Origin of the sequence: Halomonas sp. KAO (assembly GCF_015595025.1) — a bacterium.
GTDB lineage: Bacteria > Pseudomonadota > Gammaproteobacteria > Pseudomonadales > Halomonadaceae > Halomonas.
On record NZ_JADNRL010000019.1, the window covers coordinates 251,957 to 270,785 of the forward strand.

The following is an 18,829-nucleotide window of genomic DNA, read 5'->3' on the forward strand; positions in this document are numbered from 1 at the left end:
TTCCCTGGGCGCTACCGACGCCATCCATGGCGTAGGACCTCCTCTTCGGCTTACCCCCAGCGCCCCTTGCTTTGTGTAACTGCAATAGTCCTGGATGGGTAACTGCTATTTAGAACCGCGGAAGGCCCTGAGGGCGCCGCGGAAAAATTAACTCTCGGGGGACGTCGTGACTCTCTGCGTGGTGGCGTCACCACCCGGCAGGGACAGCTCATCGAGCGATGTCGGCGCTTCGGGGATGCGGCCATCCCAGGCCTCGAAGTGGCTCACCGCCCAGTCGCGCAACTGCTCGAGATGGGGGCGCAATACCGCGTCCTGCCAGGCCTCGAGCCTGGCCAGTGGGGTCAGGCCGATCACGATGGTCACCAGCACCAGGATAGCGGCCCCCTTGGCCACCCCGAAGGCCGCCCCCAGCAGACGGTTGACCAGACCCATGCCGACCCACTCCACGGCGGCCTGCACCAAACGAATGATGATGCCGCAGGCCAGGACAACACCGAGGATGACCAGCACGAAGGCCAGCACCAGGCGACCATCGGGACTGTCGATGACACCCGCCAGCAGATCGGCCACCGGCTGTGCGAACATCCGTGCCGCCAGCAGCGCCACGACCCAGGCCCCCAGGCCCAGCGCTTCACGCACCAGGCCACGCAGCAGGCCGGTAATGCCGGTCACCGCAAGCAGCGCGATAAAGATCCAGTCGAGCCAGGTCAGGGTCATGTCACTCCTTCACCCGGACCAGCAGGCCCTGTAGGTTGACCCGCGACTTGACCTCGGTGACCGCTCGCTCACCGGCTTCCGAGGTGGCAAAGGGGCCCACATAGACGGTCGTGAGATCGTTGCCCCGTGGGCGGCTGTAGGCATTGAAGCCCTCGTCACGCAGCTGGGCCAGCAGCCTCTCGACGTTGGATTGCTTGCCGAAGCTGCCGACCTGAACGGCCCACTCGCCCTGCGCCACGGCCTGCTCCACCGACTCGCTGGAGGTCGAGGGGCGCTCGGCCATGCGTTGGTCGGCCGCCCGCGCCAGTTCGGCGATGGGGTCGACGGCAGGCGCGGTATCGGTCGGCTCCTGAGTAGAGGCCTGCTCGGCGGACGACGGCTCGCTAGAGGCCTGCCCGCCGGGGACCTGTTCGCTGGATGCCGCCTCGTTCTGCCCCGACGCCTCTGTCGAGGCGATTCGGGAGGAAGGCGTACCGTCGTCGGGCAGGAGACGGGGGGTGGGAGCTGGAATCTCGATAGAGGTCTCGCCGCCCGACAGGCTGGCCGGCGGCTTGGGGTCGGCCACATCGTGGCGTTCGACCTCGATGGGTGCCTCGATGCTAATCGACGGCTCGGGGCGTCCGTCACGCGGCGCCGGCTCATCGAACAGCATGGGCACGAAGATTACCGCCAGGGCGATCAGGATCACCGCGCCACTCAGGCGCTCACGCATACCATACTTCACGGGGCTACCTCCCTGGAGCTCTGGTCCGTGTCTGTCTGTACCGATTGCTCGAGACTCGCCAGCCGCTGCAACACCTCACCTACCGTCAGGAAGGAGCCACATACCAGCACACGGTCCTCGTCACCCAGCCGCGTCGACAGCCACTCCACGGCCTCGCCGGGAGACAGGGCGCGATGCAGCACGGATTCGCCCTGGGCGGCGAGCCGTTTGGCCAGTTCATCGGCACTGCGGGCGCGCTCCCCCTCGAGGCTCGCCGGCACCCAGCCATCCACCACCGGCGCCAGGGCGGCGATCACGCCATCGGCATCCTTGTCGCCCAGCATCGCCAGCAGCGCCAGGGTACGCCCACCACAGGGGCGAGCCTGGAGCCGCCTGGCCAGATAGGTGGCGGCATGCGGATTATGGCCCACATCCAGGCACCACCGGCCCCACCACTGCATGCGCCCGGGCAATCGAACGCTCGCCAGTGCCTGGCGGCATGCATCGGGCTCCAGGGTCACGTCGGCCAGGCCGAGGGCCTGTAGCGCGGTGGCGGCGTTATCCAGGGGCAGGCCAGGATCCGGGAGATCACTCAGGAAGGCGGCGGGGTCAGACCCAGAGCCCCTGGGGTCTGACCCCGCTGGCAACCCGACTGGCACTCCCCTCCAGCACCACCCCTCGCCCTCACCCTCGCGGACAAACGACTCACCCAGCGCGTGAATAGGGGCACCGATCCGGTCGGCGGTCTCGCGCACGCTGGACGGCAGGGTGCGACTGCCCAGCACCGCGGGGCGTCCGGTACGCATGATCCCGGCCTTCTCACGGCCGATCTGCTCGAGATCGGTGCCGAGAAAGGCGGCATGATCCTGAGCCACGGTGGTCACCACCGCCACATCGGGGTCGATGATATTGACCGCATCGAGCCGTCCTCCGAGGCCCACCTCGAGAATGGCAAGATCGGGGGGGCGACGGGAGATGGCCCATAGGGCCCCCAGCGTCCCCACCTCGAAGTAGGTCAGGCTGATCGGCTCCCCCGCCTGACGCGCCTGTTCCACCGCCTCGAACCCCGCGATCAGTGTCGCGTCATCCGCCTCCTCGCCATCGAGACGCAGCCGCTCGTTGTAGCGAACCAGATGAGGGGAGGTGTAGGTCGCCGTGGTCAGGCCATGGGCGCGTGCCAGGGCCTCCAGCATGGCCACCGTGGAGCCCTTGCCATTGGTGCCGGCCACGGTGATCACACGCCTGGCCAGGGGGCCATCCAGCAGATGCAGGCGTCGGGCGACCTCGGCCACGCGCTCGAGGCCAAGATCGATCCCCACGGGGTGGGCGGCCTCGAGACGCGCCAGCCAGGCGTCCAGAGTGGTGGGCAGCGCCTCGCTCATGGGGTGTCAGCGCCGCTCGTCGGCGGGTGCATCATCACTCGCTGACGAGGCGTCATCGGCACCGGTTTCCGGCACCTCGGCCTGAGTGTCGACGACCGCCGATTCGGCGTCAGCGAGAGACTCGCCCTGCCCGGCCTCTTCCAGCAGGTCGGGGGTCGGACCGACCGCCAGCTCGGGCTCTCCGATGGCGGGCTGATGGGTCAGCTTGCGCAGCACCCGGCCCAGGCGATGACGGATATCACGACGGTGAACGATCATGTCCACGGTGCCGTGCTCGAGCAGGAACTCGCTGCGCTGGAAGCCTTCCGGCAGCTTCTCGCGTACCGTCTGTTCGATGACCCGCGGACCGGCGAAGCCGATAAGGGCGTTGGGTTCGGCCACGTTGAGGTCGCCGAGCATGGCCAGGGATGCCGAGACCCCGCCGAAGACCGGATCGGTCAGCACCGAGATATAGGGCACCCCGGCTTCCTTGAGCTTCTCCAGCGCCGCCGATGTCTTGGCCATCTGCATCAGCGAGAACAGCGCCTCCTGCATGCGGGCGCCGCCGGAGGCGGAGAAACAGATCAGCGGGATCTCCTCCTCTCGAGCCAGGGTCGCGGCGCGTACAAACTTCTCGCCGACCACCGCCCCCATGGAGCCCCCCATAAAGGAGAACTCGAAGGCCACGGTTACCACCGGCAAGCCATCCAGGGTACCGCGCATGGCGATCAGGGCATCCTTCTCGCCGGTCTCCTTCTGGGCCGCCGCCAGGCGGTCCCGATACTTCTTGGAGTCACGGAACTTGAGGCGGTCGACGGGCTCGACCTCCGCGGCGATCTCCTCTCGTCCCTCCTTGTCGAGGAACCAGTCGAGGCGCTTGCGGGCGGTCAACCGCAGGTGATGATCACACTTGGGGCAGACGTTGTGCTGTTTCTCGAGTTCGGGAAGGTAAAGCACCGACTCGCACTTGGGACACTTGCGCCACAGCCCGTCGGGCACGCTTGCACGGCGGTCTTGGCGCTGGATACGCCCAATGGAGGGCACGATCTTGTCTAGCCAGCTCATGTCAGAAAGGGTCCGTGTTCGTGTCGGCGCCCGGGAAGGCCCCAGGCGCGTGAATCGATTCGTGTTGCCACTACTTAATTAGGCGCTCAGGGCGTCCAGGGCCTGACGCATCTCGCCGAGTACCGCCTTGAGCTCGGCGGGAATCGCCTCGGGGGTGTCGGCATTCGCGGCGATGCGGCTGACCAGTGCCGAACCGACGATGACCCCGTCGGCCACCTTGCCCACCTCGGCCGCGGAGGCGCCGTCACGGATACCGAAGCCCACGCACAGCGGCAGATCGGTCATGCGGCGCAGCGGCGCCAGATGGTCGGCCACATCCGTGGCATTGAGGATGGCAGACCCGGTAACGCCCTTGAGGGAGACGTAGTAGAGATATCCCTCCCCATGGGCGCATATTGTAGCGGCCCGCTCCTCGGAAGTGGTAGGTGCGACCAGGAAAATCGAGGCGAGGCCGCGAGATTTCAACAGCGGCCCCAGCTCCTCGGCCTCCTCCGGCGGCATGTCCACCGTCAGCACGCCATCGATGCCAGCCGCGGCGGCCTGGTCGGCGAAGGCTTCCAGACCGATACGCTCCATGGGATTCAGGTAGCCCATCAACACGACCGGGGTCGTGGTGTCGCTCTGGCGAAACTCCTGCACGATCTCGAAGAGGTGAGAGAGACGCACGCCACGCTTGAGCGCGCGCTCACAGGCCTTCTGGATCACCGGCCCGTCGGCCATGGGGTCGGAGAACGGCACCCCCAGCTCGATGATATCGGCCCCCGCCTCCACCAGGGCATGCATGAAGCCCAGGGTGTGCTCGGGACCGGGGTCGCCGGCGGTGATAAAGGGAATCAGCGCACGGCGCCCCTGGGACTTGAGTTCGGCGAAGCGTTGGTCGATACGATTCATGGTCTGGCCCGTCATCTAGAATTCAATCCCGTCGAGGTTTGCCACCGTCATGATGTCCTTGTCGCCGCGCCCCGAGAGGTTGACGACAATATGCTGGTCGGGGCGCAGGGTGGGGGCGAGTTTCTTGGCATAGGCCAGGGCGTGGGCCGACTCCAGGGCCGGCATGATGCCCTCGACGTGGGTCAGCTCGCGAAACGCCTCGAGCACCTCGTTGTCGTTGGCGGCCACGTAGTTGACGCGCCCGACGTCCTTCCAGAGCGCATGCTCGGGGCCGACGCCCGGATAGTCCAGGCCCGCCGAGACGGAGTGGGTGTCCGAGACCTGCCCGCCCTCGTCGGACATCAGATAGGTACGATTGCCATGGAGCACCCCGCGTGGCGCCCCGGAAGAGAGCGGTGCCGCGTGACGCCCGGTCTCGACACCATCCCCACCGGCCTCCACGCCATACATGACGACGCCATCATCCTCCACGAAGGGATAGAACAGCCCCATGGCATTGGAGCCACCGCCCACGCAGGCGATCAGGGCATCGGGCAGGGCGCCGAACTCCTCGAAGGATTGGCGGCGCGCCTCGCGACCGACCACGGCATTGAAGTCGCGGACCAGCATCGGATAGGGGTGCGGGCCGGCCACGGTGCCGATGATATAGAAGGTATTGTCGACGTTGGTGACCCAGTCCCGCAGCGCCTCGTTCATGGCGTCCTTGAGGGTGCGCGTGCCGGACTCCACCGAGATGACATTGGCCCCCAGCAGGCGCATGCGATAGACATTGAGCTTCTGACGCTGCACGTCCTCGGCCCCCATGTAGACATCGCACTCGAGCCCCAGACGAGCCGCCACGGTCGCGGTGGCCACGCCGTGCTGACCGGCACCGGTCTCGGCGATGACCCGCGGCTTGCCGCTCTTCTTGGCGAGCAGCGCCTGACCGATGGTGTTGTTCACCTTGTGGGCGCCGGTGTGGTTGAGGTCTTCACGCTTGAGCCAGATCTGTGCCCCACCGAGCTGCTTCGACCACCGCTCGGCATGATAGAGCGGAGAGGGCCGGCCTACATAGTGGGCCAGGTCGTAGTCGAATTCCGCCAGGAACGCCGGATCATCACGAAGACTCAGGTAGGTCTTCTCCAGCTCATCCAGGGCGAAGCTCAGGGTCTCCGAGACGAACCGGCCGCCATAGGGGCCAAAGTGGCCACGGGCATCCGGCAGTCGGGTCAGGTCACTGAACTTGCTCACGAAAGACACCTCACAGGTCGCCATTGGGCTTAGGTTTATAGGGGCTTGGGGTTATAGGGACTTGGGATTACAGAAGCTTGAGGTTACAGAAAATCGATTGTCGGCAAATCGAGCTCGCGGCACTCAGCATCGGCCGTCGCCATCGAGGACCGCGCCCATGAAGGCCGCCATGCGCGACACCTCCTTGACGCCCGGAGCGGCCTCGATACCGCCGGAAACATCCAGCGCGAAGGGGGCGACCGCCGCGATCGCCTCGGCGGCATTGGCGGCACTCAAGCCTCCGGCGAGAATAACAGGTTTTGCCAGGCTTGAGGGGATCCGCGACCAGTCGAAGGTCTCCCCGGTTCCCCCCGGCACACCCGGTCGATAGGCATCGAGCAGCAGCGCCCGCGCCCCGGCGTAGGCCTCGGCGGCAGCGACCAGATCGAGGTCCTCGCGCATGCGCAGCGCCTTGATCCAGGGCAGCGGCGCGGCGGCACACTGCTCGGGCGTTTCATTGCCATGGAACTGCAGCAGGTCGAGATGGGGGGCACAGCGCGCGACCCACTCGGGCTCGGCATCGACGAACAGCCCCACTCGGGTGACGAAGGCCGGCACCCGAGCGGCGAGCTCGCCCAGACGACTCTCATCGATGGCACGCCTGCTGCCGGGCCAGAGCACGAAGCCGAGGGCATCGGCACCCGCCGCCACCGCGGCTTCCACATCCTCGATGCGAGTCATGCCGCAGAACTTCACCCGGGTCCGATGCATCATGTCGCCTCCTGTTCGAGCGCCAGGGGGCGGCCGCGACGAAACGCCACCATGGGGCAGTCCGGAAGCGCACGTTCGCCGCTCCACTCCCCAAGAAAGGCCAGCAGGTTCGGCCCCAGCGGCTCCCTGGGCAGCCCCCACTGCTCGTCATAGAGCGAGTCCACGAAGTGCAGGCCGCAGGCCGGCGCCGTCACATCGGCAAGGCTGCGATCCTTCAGCGCCATCAGCTCGGCCAGGTAGTCATCGCCACGTTCGCCACGCCCCACCGTCACCAGGGCACCGACGATATTGCGGATCATATGATGCAGGAAGGCGTTGCCCTGGACATCGACCACCACCAGGGGGCCGTGGCGGTGTACCTCGATAAAATGCAGATGCCGCCAGGGGGTCTTGGACTGACAGCCGGCGGCACGAAAGCTCGAGAAGTCATGCTCGCCCACCAGAGCCTGGGCGGCACGATGCATGGCATCGGCATCCAGCGGGTCGCGGCACCAGGTCACGTTGGCACGCTCCAGCACCGGGCGGCTCGGCTGATTGAGCAGCACGTAGCGATAGCGGCGCGCCAAGGCCTTGAAGCGTGAATGAAACTCATCGGGCACTTCGGTGACCCAACGCACGGCGATGTCTCGCGGCAGGTTGGCATTGGTGCCGAACACCCAGGCCTTCTGGGAGCGCGGCACCGGCGCATCAAAGTGGATAATCTGACGGGTGGCATGGACGCCCGAGTCGGTGCGCCCGCTGGCATGCACCTTGACCCGGTGGCTTGCGACCCTGCCCAGCGCATCCTCGAGCGAGGCCTGCACCGAGGCAGCGTGCTTGAGGCGTTGCCAGCCACAGTAGGCGCTACCGTCATATTCGACCCCCATGGCCAGGCGTCCGGTCATGGGGATACGTTCGTCGAGGCGTTGGAAGAGGGTCATGCGGTGATCAGGCATCCAGTCGTCTAAGCAGCGCCAGGGCATCTGCACGGGTCGCCGGGTCGCCATTGCGACTCAGCTCGTCGAGCAGCTCACGGGCCCGACCCGCTTCACCGGTATCGAGCAGGCGCTGGGCGGCGCTGATGGAAAATTGACTATTATCCGTCTGAAGCGGCGGGAAGGAAACCTCTTCCACCTCCCAATTATCGGCAAATGCCCGATCGGCCGGCGTCCCGACATCACCACGGCCCAGGTTCTCCCCCCTCTCGAAGCCCGAGTCCTTTTCGGCTACACCAAGCCCCTCGGTAGTGAACTCGACGCTGGGCTGCATGGAGGTCTCCTCGCGAGAGGGGGCTGGCGAGTCGAGGGCCGGCGGACGGTAGTCGAGCATCTCGTGGTCGTTATCGAGGCGACGGCTGGTCACACCGAGCGACGACGATGACTCCTCGGGCTCGGCGGCAACAGGCTTCGATACGGACTCTGGCTCTGTCTCCTGCCCTCTCCCGGCTACGGGCGCTCGCTCGGCCCCTGACTGACGCTCGGATTCCGGGCCAGGGCCTTTCTCAGGCTCAGCCGCGGGCTCTGAAGGCGCCTCCTCCCCGACCGGGGACGCCATCCCTGCCCCTGCGGGCCCAGGACTGCCAGTGCTTTCCGGGCGTTCATCGGGCAGGGACTCGCTGACCGGTGGGGGCGATTCATTATCGGTCGCCAGGGGCGGTGTCTCGGTCTCCGCCGCCCCATCGCCGGGCGGCTGGTCGAAGAGCCTCGGCGGCAACGCCGCCGCCTCACCGAAGTCGGCGGGCTCCCCTCGATCCTCGCCAGCCGGCACCTCGCCCCTCGATGCCGCGGCAAGGCCATATTGCGCCATCAGGCGCTCGGCCTCCTCGGCCATCGCGGGGGTGCCGACCACCATCAGCTTTTCTGCCTGGCGCTCGGCCGCCTGATAACTGCCGAGCTCCAGATAGACCCCCAGCAGCTTGAAGCGCAGGTCATCGCGCTCGGGCTCACGCTCGAGATTGTCCTCCAGCAGCTCACGGGCCTGATCATAACGACCATAGGCAATATAGATATCGGCCTCGTTGACGGCCTCGGCCTGGAGAAGATTGGCGCTCATCGTGCTTTCATTGGCCGCGGCTATCGTCGGCGAGGTCGCCTGGGTTGGAGAGGCGGCACCCGGGGTGGCAACACGAATCACGCCGGCTTCCGAAGAGCGCCCCTCTCCACCGGCGCGCCGGCGTCGCAGCACTAGCCACAGCGCCAGAAGAGCGGCCAGGCCGGCCCCACCCAGCACCAGGTTGCGATCCCACTCGCCCGGGTAGAAACCACCCCACCAGGGCATCTCCTGTTCATTGACGGAGGCAGCATCCAGGCCTCCTACGGCGCCCGGCCCCTGAACGCCCGTTCCATCGGCCGTCAACGCGGCCAGCTGATCGCGCAACGTCGCCAGCTCGTCACGCATGTCGCCGAGCTCATCCTCCAGCGCATTACGCTCCGCCTGTACCGCTTCCAGCTGAGCCTGGCTCTGCCGCCAACGCTCTTCCAGGCGCACCAGGCGTTGATCCTCGGTAAGCCCCCCCTCGGCATGGAGCGCCTCGGAGAGCTCGGGGTCGATATCGAACGGCGACGAGGCGTCAGCCTCGGCCAGGGCCGGTGCCGGGTTTTCGGCCGCACCGTCGCCACCGTTCTCGGTCGATACTGCCGTGTCGTCCGTCTCGCTGGCGCCCTGCTCCGCCGCCACCTGGGCGTCGGTGAGCAGGGTCAGGCGAGGCTCGGCGCTCTCGTCGACCGAAGCGCTCTCTTCGGCTGCTGTGGGTTCAGCCTGGGCGACGTCAGTGGCAGAAGCATCGGTGGCAGGCGCATCGGTGGCAGACACATCAGCGTTCGCCGCTGACTCACCCCCCTCCACAGAGGAGACCTCGGTCTGACGGGGTGCCTCCTGGGTGGCGGCGACGGCACGCTCGGCGACGCCTCGGGTGGCGTCCAGAGGCACCCGCGCCGGGGCTCCCCTGCCGCGATTGGCCCAGGCCTGATTCATGGCACTGACGACACGCTCCGCCTCCGCCGGTGAGCGTGAAACGATCGCGGCGCGACCGGGCACCGACAGGGTGACACCCGCGCGCATCGCGTTGATATTGCCTGAAGGGAAGGCCTCGGGGTTCGCCGCCACCAGCGCCACCATCATCTGCTTCATGCTGATGCCGCTGTCCGGCCTCAGGCGACCCGCCACCCCCCAGAGGGTATCGCCGCTGCGTACCCAGGCAGGCTCCCTGCTTGTGGAAGCGGCCGACCGGGCTACCCCCGAAGATGGAGTCGAGGACTCCGGCCGGCGATCTCCCGGGGTCGGCGTGGAAGCCGCCACGCTGCGCGAGTTACCGGTCACCAGTGCCGGCATCTCGGCGTAGTTGGGGGGGTCGAGCAGCATCGTCACCTCACGCACCATCTGACCCGACGGCCACTCCAGCTGCAGCAGCAGGTCCAGCCAGGGTTCACGCACCGGGCGTTCGGTAGTGAAGTCGACATACAGCCGTCCCTGACGACGCTCGACGCTGAGCCCCACACTGGCGGCAAGTGAGGTACGAGCCAGGCCTGCCGCATCATAGGCCCGCTCGCCGGCCACGGAGACATTGAGCAATCCTGGCTGGATGCCGACGGCATCCACCAGAGGCACCGAGGCTCGCAACGGCGTATTGAGAGTCGAACGCACGACTACCTCTCCCAGCCCAAGCGCCAGCGCCATGGGGCTGGTGGCGGAGAGCGATAGCAGCATGGCGAGTGTCAGCTTGCGTTTCATGTGCTTCCCTTACCAACGACGGCAGAATCGAATGCGTCGTATCAGTGAGGCAGAGCCGTTATGCCAGATACCATTACTGTCTGTGTACCACAAACCTGATACCTATGCGTCCCGCCGCATCAACCTTTGGGCCTTGACAAGCCACCGGCAAAGAACCAAGAAAAGCGGGGAGTCTCTCTCGAGACTCCCCGCATCGCACAAGTGCGGTACCGCGAGGCGTTACTGTTGCTTGAGGATCATCAGCATCCGCTTGAGCGGCTCGGCGGCCCCCCACAGCAGCTGGTCCCCGACGCTGAAGGCGGAAAGATACTCACCGCCCATGGCCAGCTTGCGCAGGCGCCCCACCGGCACGCTCAGGGTGCCGGTGGCGGCGGCCGGCGTCAGGTCACGAATGGTCGCCTCCTTCTCGTTGGGCACCACCTTGACCCACTCATTATGCCTGGCGAGACGGTCCTCGATCTCGTCGAGGGGCACATCCTTCTTCAGCTTGATGGTGAAGGCCTGACTGTGGGAGCGCATCGCGCCGATACGCACGCAGAGCCCATCGATGGGAATGGGGTTGTCCTGGAGGCCGAGGATCTTGTTGGTCTCCACGGAGCCCTTCCACTCCTCGCGGCTCTGGCCGTTGTCGAGCTTGCTGTCGATCCACGGCAGCAGGCTGCCGGCCAGCGGCGCGCCGAAGTTATCGGTGGGGAAGTCGCCGGAACGCATGGCCGCGGTGACCTTGCGATCGATATCGAGGATGGCACTGGCCGGGTCGGCCAGCTCGCCGGACACGCTGTCACGCAGACTGCCCATCTGGTTGAGCAGTTCACGCATATGCTTGGCACCGGAGCCGGACGCCGCCTGATAGGTCATGGAGGTCATCCACTCGATCAGGTCGGCCTCGAACAGCCCGCCGAGGCCCATCAGCATCAGGCTGACGGTGCAGTTGCCGCCGACGAAGGTCTTGGCGCCCTTGGCCAGCTGTGCGTCGATGACGCCACGGTTGACCGGGTCGAGCACGACGGTGGCCTCGCCCTCCATGCGCAGGGTGCTGGCGGCATCGATCCAGTAGCCCTTCCAGCCACCCTGACGAAGATCGGCATAGACCTTCTTGGTGTAATCGCCGCCCTGACAGGTGACGACCACATCCAGCGCTTTGAGCGCGTCGAGGTCGAAGGCATCCTTGAGCGGCGGAACGTCCACGCCTACGTCGGGACCGGCCTGGCCGACCTGGGAGGTGGTGAAGAAGACCGGCTCGATGCCCTGGAAGTCACCATCCTCGACCATGCGCTGCATGAGTACCGAGCCCACCATGCCGCGCCAACCAACGAAACCGACTTTCAACATGTGAAGTCCTCCAGAAATCGAATGTGCTGAGTATTATACAGAAAGCGGGCCCACCTCGCAGGCGGGCCCGGTCATCTCAAGCTCGAGGCTGCTCCGGCGACAGGTTCCGGAACGCCGGGCCGTCGAGGGGGCGCTGTAAATACATCCTTGTACGCTACCTCGGCCCTGCGGCACCTCTCGCGTCCCGCTTTGTTTGCAGGTCCGGTGCTGGCCATCCATGGCCAGCCCGTTCGGAGCAGTGCTCCTCACCCCTGGTCCTCGGCCCCCTCTACAACCTATCCCCGGCGCCTCCCGCAACGCCATCAGCCAGAGGCATCTCAGAGCGCCTCGAAGGCGGCCAGCACCGCATCCCCCATCTCGCTGGTGGAGACGGTACGGGTGCCCTCGGAGGCGATATCGGCGGTTCTCAGGCCATCGTCGAGCACCTTGCCCACGGCCTCCTCGATGCGAGCAGCCAGGGCCGGCGCGTCCAGGGAGTAGCGCAGCATCATGGCCACCGAGAGGATAGTCGCCAGGGGGTTGGCCACGTTCTGGCCGGCGATGTCCGGGGCGCTGCCGTGGCAGGGCTCGTACATGCCCTGGCCGGTCTCGTTGAGCGAGGCCGATGGCAGCATGCCGATGGAGCCGGTCAGCATGGCGGCGGCGTCGGAGAGGATATCGCCGAACATGTTGCCGGTGACCACCACATCGAACTGCTTGGGGGCACGCACCAGCTGCATGGCGGCATTGTCGACGTACATATGGGAGAGCTCGACATCCGGGTACTCCGGCGCCAGCCGCTCCATCACCTCACGCCACAGGATGGTCACCTCGAGCACATTGGCCTTGTCCACGGAGCAGAGCTTCTTGTTGCGCTTCTGCGCCATCTCGAAGGCGACCCGGCCGATACGCTCGATCTCGCTCTCGCTGTAGACGTAGGTGTTGAAGCCGACCCGCTGGCCGTCGCGCTCCTCGATGCCCCGCGGCTGGCCGAAGTAGATGCCACCGGTCAGCTCACGCACGATCATGATATCGAGGCCGGCGACCAGCTCACGCTTGAGGCTCGAGGCCTCGGCCAGCTGCGGATAGGTGATCGCCGGGCGCAGGTTGCCGAACAGGCCCAGCTGCTTGCGCACGCCGAGCAACCCCTTCTCGGGGCGCTTGGCGAGATCCTCGATCTTGTCCCATTTGGGCCCGCCAACCGCACCGAGCAGGATGCCGCGGGCGGCCCTGGCCTTCTCGAGGGTCTCGGCGGGCAGCGGCTCGCCGTGGGCATCATAGGCGGCGCCGCCCAGCAGCCCCTCCTCGACCTCGACATCGAGGCCGCGGGCCTGACAGGCGGCCAGGATGCGGCTGGCCTGGGCGGTGATCTCGGGGCCGATGCCATCGCCCGGCAGTACCAGAATCTTCTGCGTCATCTTTGCTTCCTTGTATGAACCACCTTCGGAACGGGGCTTTTCCGGCGACAAGCCTGCGAGGAGGCGCTGTGAATACCTCCCTGTACGCTACCGACGCCATCCATGGCGTAGGACCTCCTCTTCGGCTTGTCCCCGGCGCCCCTCCCCCGCAAGGCGGCCAGTCTATGTCATTAGGCCTGAGCCACCAGGGCATGGGCGCCGTCGCGGATCAGCCCCGCTTCCCGCCGGCAGGAGCAAGAAGTATCAGGCCTGCGTGCTATCGCGGAACAGCCACGGACGCGCTTCACGATGCCTTGCCTCGAAGGCGCGAATGGCATCCTCATCCTTCAGGGTGATGCCGATATCGTCGAGCCCCTCGAGCAGGCAGTGCTTGCGGAACGCATCCACCTCGAACTCGATGGCCTCGCCCGAAGGCGTGGTGATGCGCTGGTTCTCAAGATCCACGTCCAGGGCATAGCCTTCATTGGACTCGACCTCCTGGAACAGGCGCTCCACCGTCTCCTCGGGCAGGGTCACCAGCAGCAAGCCGTTCTTGAAGGCATTGTTGTAGAAGATATCGGCGAAGCTCGGTGCGATCACCACCCGAAAGCCGAAGTCCTCCAGCGCCCAGGGGGCGTGTTCGCGAGAGCTGCCACAGCCGAAGTTGCGGCGCGCCAGCAGCACGCTGGCCCCCTGATAGCGAGGCTGGTTGAGCACGAAGTCGGGATTCACCGGGCGCTGGGAGCAGTCCTGGCCGGGATAGCCCTCGTCGAGGTAGCGCAGCTCGTCGAACAGATTGACGCCGAAACCGGTGCGCTTGATCGACTTCAGAAACTGCTTGGGAATGATCAGGTCGGTGTCGACGTTGGCCCGATCGAGGGGCGCGACGATGCCGGTGGTGCGTTCAAACTTGTTCATGATTCAGGCCTCCTGCGCCTGGGCGTCGTCGTTGGCGGCGCCATCGTTGCCAAAGCCGCGTACATCCACGAAGTGACCCGCGATGGCGGCGGCGGCGGCCATCGCCGGGCTCACCAGGTGGGTGCGCCCCCCGTAGCCCTGACGCCCCTCGAAGTTACGGTTGGAGGTGGAAGCACAGTGCTCGCCCGCACCCAGCTTGTCGGCGTTCATGGCCAGGCACATGGAGCAGCCCGGCTCGCGCCACTCGAAGCCCGCCTCGATAAAGATCTGGTCGAGGCCCTCGGCCTCGGCCTGACGCTTCACCAGGCCGGAGCCCGGCACCACCATGGCCAGCGTGATGGAGTCGGCCACCTTCTTGCCGCGGGCCACCTTGGCCGCCTCACGCAGATCCTCGATGCGTGAGTTGGTGCAGGAGCCGATAAACACCTTGTCGAGGCGGATATCGGTGATCTTCTGGCGCGGCTCGAGCCCCATGTACTCCAGTGCACGCGTATAGCCATTACGCACGCTGTCGTCGCTCTGGGCGGCCGGGTCAGGCACCTCGCCGGAGACGCCGGTGACCATCTCGGGGCTGGTGCCCCAGCTCACCTGAGGCTCGATCTCGGCGGCATCCAGGGTCACCACCTTGTCGAACTCGGCATTCGCGTCGGAAACGAGCCCGCGCCAGTCGGCCACCGCGGCCTCCCACTGCTCGCCCCGGGGGGCGTAGTGGCGGTCGCGCAGGTAGTCGATGGTCTTGTCGTCGACGGCGATCAGGCCGACCCGGGCACCCGCCTCGATGGCCATGTTGCACACGGTCATGCGCCCTTCCATGGAGAGGCTCTCGATGGCACTGCCGGCGAACTCGATGGCGTAGCCGGTGCCGCCGGCGGTACCGATCTTGCCGATGATCGCCAGCACCACATCCTTGGCGGTGACGCCGGCACCCAGCGTGCCCTCGACGCGCACCTGCATGTTCTTCATCTTCTGGGCCAGCAGGCACTGGGTGGCGAGCACATGCTCCACCTCCGAGGTGCCGATGCCATGCGCCAGCGCGGCGAAGGCGCCGTGGGTGGCGGTATGGGAATCACCGCAGACCACGGTCATGCCCGGCAGCGTCGCGCCCTGCTCCGGCCCCACCACATGGACGATGCCCTGGCGCGGGTCGTTGATCTTGAACTCCTCGATGCCGAACTCGCTGCAGTTGTCATCGAGGGTCTGCACCTGGATCAGCGATACCGGATCCTTGATCCCGGCATTGCCTTCGGCGCGCTCCTTGAGGGTGGTCGGCACGTTGTGGTCGGGCGTGGCCAGGTTGGCGTCGATGCGCCACGGCTTGCGACCCGCCAGGCGCAGCCCCGCGAAGGCCTGGGGCGAGGTCACCTCGTGGAGGAGCTGACGGTCGATGTAGATCAGCGCGGTGCCGTCATCGCGCTCCTTGACGAGATGCTGCGACCACAGCTTGTCGTAGAGTGTCTGGCCTGCCATATCGTTTCTCCCGGGCCTGAAGCCCTGTGCTTTTTCAGTCGGTCTTGGAAGCGCCTTGTTACACTTTCCAGGAGCGGCTTCTCCGGCGACAGGCCTCTGCGGGGGCGCTGTGAATACTTCCCTGTACGCTACCGATGCCATCCATGGCATAGGACCCCCGCTTCGGCTTATCCCCGGCGCCGCTCCAGCCGGTCAAGGGGGCCTGACCCCACGGCGCTCCAGTCTTGGCGCTTTAGGGCTAGTCTCCCGCCCCTCGCCCATAAAATCAATTCATGTTATTTATGTATTGCATTCCTACATGGAATCCGAAATGGAGGCGCCGTGGATACCCAGAGCCTGCAGGCCTTCCTCGCCGTGGCCGATAGCGGCAGTTTCTCTCGCGCGGCGGAGCAGCTGCATCTGACCCAGCCGGCGGTCAGCAAGCGCATCGCCGTGCTCGAGACCCAGGTCGACGCCCGGCTGTTCGACCGCATCGGTCGCCGCGTCACCCTGACCGAGGCGGGACGCGTGCTGCTGCCTCGCGCCCGAGAGATCCTGGTGATGGTCAACGACAGTCGCCGTGCCCTGGGCAACCTGGCCGGCGCCGTGGGCGGCAGCCTGACCCTGGCCACCAGCCACCATATCGGCCTGCATCGCCTGCCACCGCTGCTCAAGTCCTACACCCGCGCCCACCCCGACGTGCGCCTCGACCTGCACTTCCTCGACTCCGAAGAGGCCTATCAGGGCGTGCTGGATGGCTCGCTTGAGATCGCCGTGGTGACCCTGGCGCCTCACCCGGACGCCCAGCTCGAGGCCGTGCCGCTGTGGGTCGACCGCCTCTGCTTCGTCTGCGCCCATGACCATCCGCTGGCCCGGCGCCGGCACCTGGCCCTAGAGGAGCTGTGCGACTTCGACTGCGTGCTGCCCGGGCCGCTGACCTTCACCCGCGGCCTGATCGAGGCGCGCTTCGAAGCCGCCGGCCTGCGCCTGCCACCCACGCTTTCCACCAACTATCTAGAGACACTGAAGATGATGACCGCCATCGGCCTGGGCTGGAGCCTGCTGCCGGAGCGGCTGGTGGCCGGTGAGTTGCACGAGTTGGTGGTCGATCATCCGCCGATCCATCGTCCGCTGGGCTATCTGGTACATCGCAACCGCACCCTATCCAATGCTGCGCAGGCAATGCTCGCGGCGCTGGAGACGGCACGGGAGCGCAGGATTCGTTAGACTGCTAGCCGAACCGCCAGGAGCCCAGCCCTTGTCTCAGCCCCCCTCCTCTTCGCCCCCATCCTCGACACCGCCTCGTCATCGGCTCGCCGGCGGCCTGATCCTCACCGGCCTGGTATTGCAGATCCTGCGCCTGGCGGGACTGCCCGTGATGCTGCCGGCGGTCAGCGTCGCCTTCTGGCTGGCGGTGGCACTGCTCTGGCGAGACCTGAAGCGCAGCAATCGGCGTCAGGCCAGCGTCCTGGCCGGGCTGGGGGTGGCGCTGCTGCTCGCCGCCGCGCTGCGCTACGACGCCGATATCGCCTGGGCGCATATGCTGGATGGCAACGCCTACGTGGTGGCCATGCTGGTCGGGGTGAGCTTTATCGGCCTGATCGGCACCCGCCAGGGGCATGCGCCGCCGCCCGGCAGCGCGGTGACCGGGCGACGCGGCACCGCCGGCACCTGGCTCGGGGTGCATCTGCTCGGCGCCATCCTCAACCTCTCCACGATCTTCATGGTCGGCGACCGCCTGCGCCGGCATGGCGAGCTGAGCATGCCCCAGCTGCTGGCCCTCAATCGTGGCATCTCCGCCGCCGCTCTGTGGTCGCCCTTCTTCGCCTCCATGGGGGTGGTGATGACCCTGGCACCACAGATGGAGTATGCCACCATCCTGGCGTTTGGCGTGCCCTTGGGGCTGGCCGCCGGCACCCTGTCGCTGCTCGATCTCTCCCGGCGCTTCGACCTGGACAGGGTGGCCGGCTACTCGCTGTCGCCGCGCAGCCTGCTGATGCCCGTGGCCATGGCGGCCCTGGTGATGCTGTTCCACTTCGGCCTAACACCCTGGCTCTCCATCGTCAGCATCATCACCTTCCTGCTCCCCGGAGTGGCACTGGCCAGCAACCTGCCCCGCGGCCCGCGCTGGACCCTGGCGCGGGTACGTAACCATGCCCTGGAGCGGCTGCCGGCGATGCGCGGCGAGATCTCGCTCTTCCTGTGTGCGGGGCTACTCACCCAGGGGCTATCGACCTTTATCACCGCCGCCACCGGCAGCGACTGGCAGCTCTTCGCGCACTTCGGTGCCCCCCAGGCCATCGCCAGCTTCCTGGCCATCGTCGCCAGCGCCGTGGCCGGGCTACACCCCATCATCGGCGTCTCGGTACTCGCCTCGATGCTCGAGCTGAGCGGCGACCGCCAGACGCTGTTCGCCTTTATCGCCCTCGCCGCCTGGGCGGTGGGCACCAGTGTCGGCCCCCTCTCGGGCATCAACCTCTCGCTGCAGGGCCGCTACGGCATCAGCGGCACGCGCATGATGCGCCAGAACCTGGGCTATGCCGCCGCACTCTCCACGCTGGTCGTCGCGGGAGTGGTGGTGTTGGACGCCTGGCTGTAACAGGGGCGAGGGTCAAGGGGCCAATCCCTCGCACCTCGCTCCTCACCCCTTGTTCCTACTGAGACACCCTCCGGAAGAAGCGATGGCCACACTGGTGGCAGGGGTCGATGCGGGTCAGCTCGGGCAGATCCACCTCGGCATCACAGTGCACGCAGGCCAGCCGGCCGGGTACCGCCATCTCCCCTTCGCAGTAGTCGGCACGCGCCGCCTCGAGCTCCTCCTCGAAACGTTCGCGCTCCACCACGCTGCGATCGGCAATCGAGAGCAGCGACTCGCTCACCTGGCGCGACAGCGCCGAGAGATCGATGCCGAGCCAGGCCGCCACGCCCTCGCCGCCGGCATTCAGGTAGCGCCGCATATCCTTGAGATCGCGCTCCACCCAGGCGCGAAGCAGCGACAGCTCGTCCTTGGTGAACTCCTCGAGCTCGGACTCGAACTCCACGGCGTCATCCAGCTCCTTCTGCAGGTTCTCCCAGTTTAGCTCCCGGGCCCCCTCGCGCAGACGGTCCAGCATGCGCTCATAGCCTTGGCGCAGGTGGCGTTCCTCGTGCTCCTTGTGTGAATCACTCATGGTGCTCTCCTCGATATGCGAATAGGGAAACGCCGAGCCCCAACGTAGCCGGGCAAGGCCGTGCTGGGGTATCCTCTCCCTACCATTTAGACGACTTCCCGCCGTCAGTTCAACGCCTTGTCACCAGCATGCACAGGCAACATGACGCCGGACAAGCCATTC

General features: G+C 66.6%; 16 protein-coding genes. 2 read left to right on the forward strand and 14 right to left on the reverse strand.

Annotated elements, in window-relative coordinates; genetic code table 11:
* Nucleotides 1–147 precede the first annotated feature (147 nt).
* The 13 genes from IOC61_RS07435 to leuC form a co-directional block, all read right to left on the reverse strand.
* The gene (locus tag IOC61_RS07435) at nt 148–717 is read right to left on the reverse strand and encodes a CvpA family protein (RefSeq protein ID WP_195688223.1); all 570 of its coding nucleotides are present in this window, start codon (nt 715–717) and stop codon (nt 148–150) included.
* A 1-nt stretch (nt 718) separates the two neighbouring features.
* Nucleotides 719–1,441 (reverse strand): SPOR domain-containing protein, encoded by a 723-nt coding sequence (locus IOC61_RS07440; protein ID WP_195688224.1) that lies wholly within the window; start codon nt 1,439–1,441, stop codon nt 719–721.
* On the reverse strand, nt 1,438–2,802 hold the full coding sequence (folC, locus tag IOC61_RS07445; protein ID WP_195688225.1) for a bifunctional tetrahydrofolate synthase/dihydrofolate synthase: 1,365 nt from the start codon (nt 2,800–2,802) through the stop codon (nt 1,438–1,440). Before folC ends, IOC61_RS07440 begins: the two co-directional genes overlap by 4 nt.
* A 6-nt stretch (nt 2,803–2,808) precedes the next feature.
* A complete protein-coding gene (accD, locus tag IOC61_RS07450; RefSeq protein ID WP_195688226.1) occupies nt 2,809–3,846 on the reverse strand; it encodes an acetyl-CoA carboxylase, carboxyltransferase subunit beta in 1,038 nt (345 codons plus the stop codon).
* A 78-nt stretch (nt 3,847–3,924) separates the two neighbouring features.
* Nucleotides 3,925–4,737, reverse strand: coding sequence for a tryptophan synthase subunit alpha (gene trpA, locus IOC61_RS07455; protein ID WP_195688227.1), 813 nt, complete (start codon nt 4,735–4,737; stop codon nt 3,925–3,927).
* Between the two features lie 15 nt (nt 4,738–4,752).
* Nucleotides 4,753–5,967, reverse strand: a complete 1,215-nt coding sequence (trpB, locus tag IOC61_RS07460) for a tryptophan synthase subunit beta (RefSeq protein ID WP_324254701.1) — start codon at nt 5,965–5,967, stop codon at nt 4,753–4,755.
* A gap of 123 nt (nt 5,968–6,090) precedes the next feature.
* Nucleotides 6,091–6,720, reverse strand: a complete 630-nt coding sequence (locus IOC61_RS07465) for a phosphoribosylanthranilate isomerase (RefSeq protein WP_195688229.1) — start codon at nt 6,718–6,720, stop codon at nt 6,091–6,093.
* Nucleotides 6,717–7,637 (reverse strand): tRNA pseudouridine(38-40) synthase TruA, encoded by a 921-nt coding sequence (gene truA / locus IOC61_RS07470; RefSeq protein ID WP_195688230.1) that lies wholly within the window; start codon nt 7,635–7,637, stop codon nt 6,717–6,719. The genes IOC61_RS07465 and truA overlap by 4 nt, the downstream gene beginning before the upstream one ends.
* A gap of 7 nt (nt 7,638–7,644) precedes the next feature.
* The gene (locus IOC61_RS07475; protein WP_195688231.1) at nt 7,645–10,425 is read right to left on the reverse strand and encodes a FimV/HubP family polar landmark protein; all 2,781 of its coding nucleotides are present in this window, start codon (nt 10,423–10,425) and stop codon (nt 7,645–7,647) included.
* A 219-nt stretch (nt 10,426–10,644) separates the two neighbouring features.
* Nucleotides 10,645–11,757 carry an aspartate-semialdehyde dehydrogenase gene (gene asd / locus IOC61_RS07480; protein WP_195688232.1) on the reverse strand — a complete coding sequence of 371 codons (1,113 nt, stop codon included), beginning with the start codon at nt 11,755–11,757 and terminating at the stop codon, nt 10,645–10,647.
* A 317-nt stretch (nt 11,758–12,074) separates the two neighbouring features.
* A complete protein-coding gene (leuB, locus tag IOC61_RS07485; RefSeq protein ID WP_195688233.1) occupies nt 12,075–13,154 on the reverse strand; it encodes a 3-isopropylmalate dehydrogenase in 1,080 nt (359 codons plus the stop codon).
* Nucleotides 13,155–13,397: 243 nt separating this feature from the next.
* Entirely contained in the window at nt 13,398–14,051 is a 654-nt protein-coding gene (gene leuD / locus IOC61_RS07490) for a 3-isopropylmalate dehydratase small subunit (RefSeq protein WP_195688234.1), read from the reverse strand.
* A gap of 3 nt (nt 14,052–14,054) precedes the next feature.
* Nucleotides 14,055–15,518, reverse strand: a complete 1,464-nt coding sequence (gene leuC / locus IOC61_RS07495; RefSeq protein ID WP_195688235.1) for a 3-isopropylmalate dehydratase large subunit — start codon at nt 15,516–15,518, stop codon at nt 14,055–14,057.
* 321 nt (nt 15,519–15,839) lie between these two features.
* Here leuC and IOC61_RS07500 point away from each other — a divergent pair, with 321 nt between their 5' ends.
* Both IOC61_RS07500 and IOC61_RS07505 read left to right on the forward strand, forming a co-directional pair.
* A complete protein-coding gene (locus IOC61_RS07500; protein WP_195688236.1) occupies nt 15,840–16,724 on the forward strand; it encodes a LysR family transcriptional regulator in 885 nt (294 codons plus the stop codon).
* Between the two features lie 31 nt (nt 16,725–16,755).
* The gene (locus tag IOC61_RS07505; protein WP_195688237.1) at nt 16,756–18,096 is read left to right on the forward strand and encodes a hypothetical protein; all 1,341 of its coding nucleotides are present in this window, start codon (nt 16,756–16,758) and stop codon (nt 18,094–18,096) included.
* A gap of 55 nt (nt 18,097–18,151) precedes the next feature.
* On the opposite strand, the gene IOC61_RS07510 is transcribed toward IOC61_RS07505, so the two are convergent.
* Entirely contained in the window at nt 18,152–18,667 is a 516-nt protein-coding gene (locus IOC61_RS07510) for a zinc ribbon-containing protein (RefSeq protein WP_195688238.1), read from the reverse strand.
* Nucleotides 18,668–18,829 lie beyond the last annotated feature (162 nt).

Coding starts and splice junctions, on each gene's coding strand:
- IOC61_RS07435 (WP_195688223.1), bottom strand. CDS start 717: ATGACCCTGACCTGGCTCGACTGGATCTTTATCGCGCTGCTTGCGGTG.
- folC (WP_195688225.1), bottom strand. CDS start 2,802: ATGAGCGAGGCGCTGCCCACCACTCTGGACGCCTGGCTGGCGCGTCTC.
- accD (WP_195688226.1), bottom strand. CDS start 3,846: ATGAGCTGGCTAGACAAGATCGTGCCCTCCATTGGGCGTATCCAGCGC.
- trpA (WP_195688227.1), bottom strand. CDS start 4,737: ATGAATCGTATCGACCAACGCTTCGCCGAACTCAAGTCCCAGGGGCGC.
- IOC61_RS07465 (WP_195688229.1), bottom strand. CDS start 6,720: ATGATGCATCGGACCCGGGTGAAGTTCTGCGGCATGACTCGCATCGAG.
- truA (WP_195688230.1), bottom strand. CDS start 7,637: ATGACCCTCTTCCAACGCCTCGACGAACGTATCCCCATGACCGGACGC.
- IOC61_RS07475 (WP_195688231.1), bottom strand. CDS start 10,425: ATGAAACGCAAGCTGACACTCGCCATGCTGCTATCGCTCTCCGCCACC.
- asd (WP_195688232.1), bottom strand. CDS start 11,757: ATGTTGAAAGTCGGTTTCGTTGGTTGGCGCGGCATGGTGGGCTCGGTA.
- leuB (WP_195688233.1), bottom strand. CDS start 13,154: ATGACGCAGAAGATTCTGGTACTGCCGGGCGATGGCATCGGCCCCGAG.
- leuD (WP_195688234.1), bottom strand. CDS start 14,051: ATGAACAAGTTTGAACGCACCACCGGCATCGTCGCGCCCCTCGATCGG.
- leuC (WP_195688235.1), bottom strand. CDS start 15,518: ATGGCAGGCCAGACACTCTACGACAAGCTGTGGTCGCAGCATCTCGTC.
- IOC61_RS07510 (WP_195688238.1), bottom strand. CDS start 18,667: ATGAGTGATTCACACAAGGAGCACGAGGAACGCCACCTGCGCCAAGGC.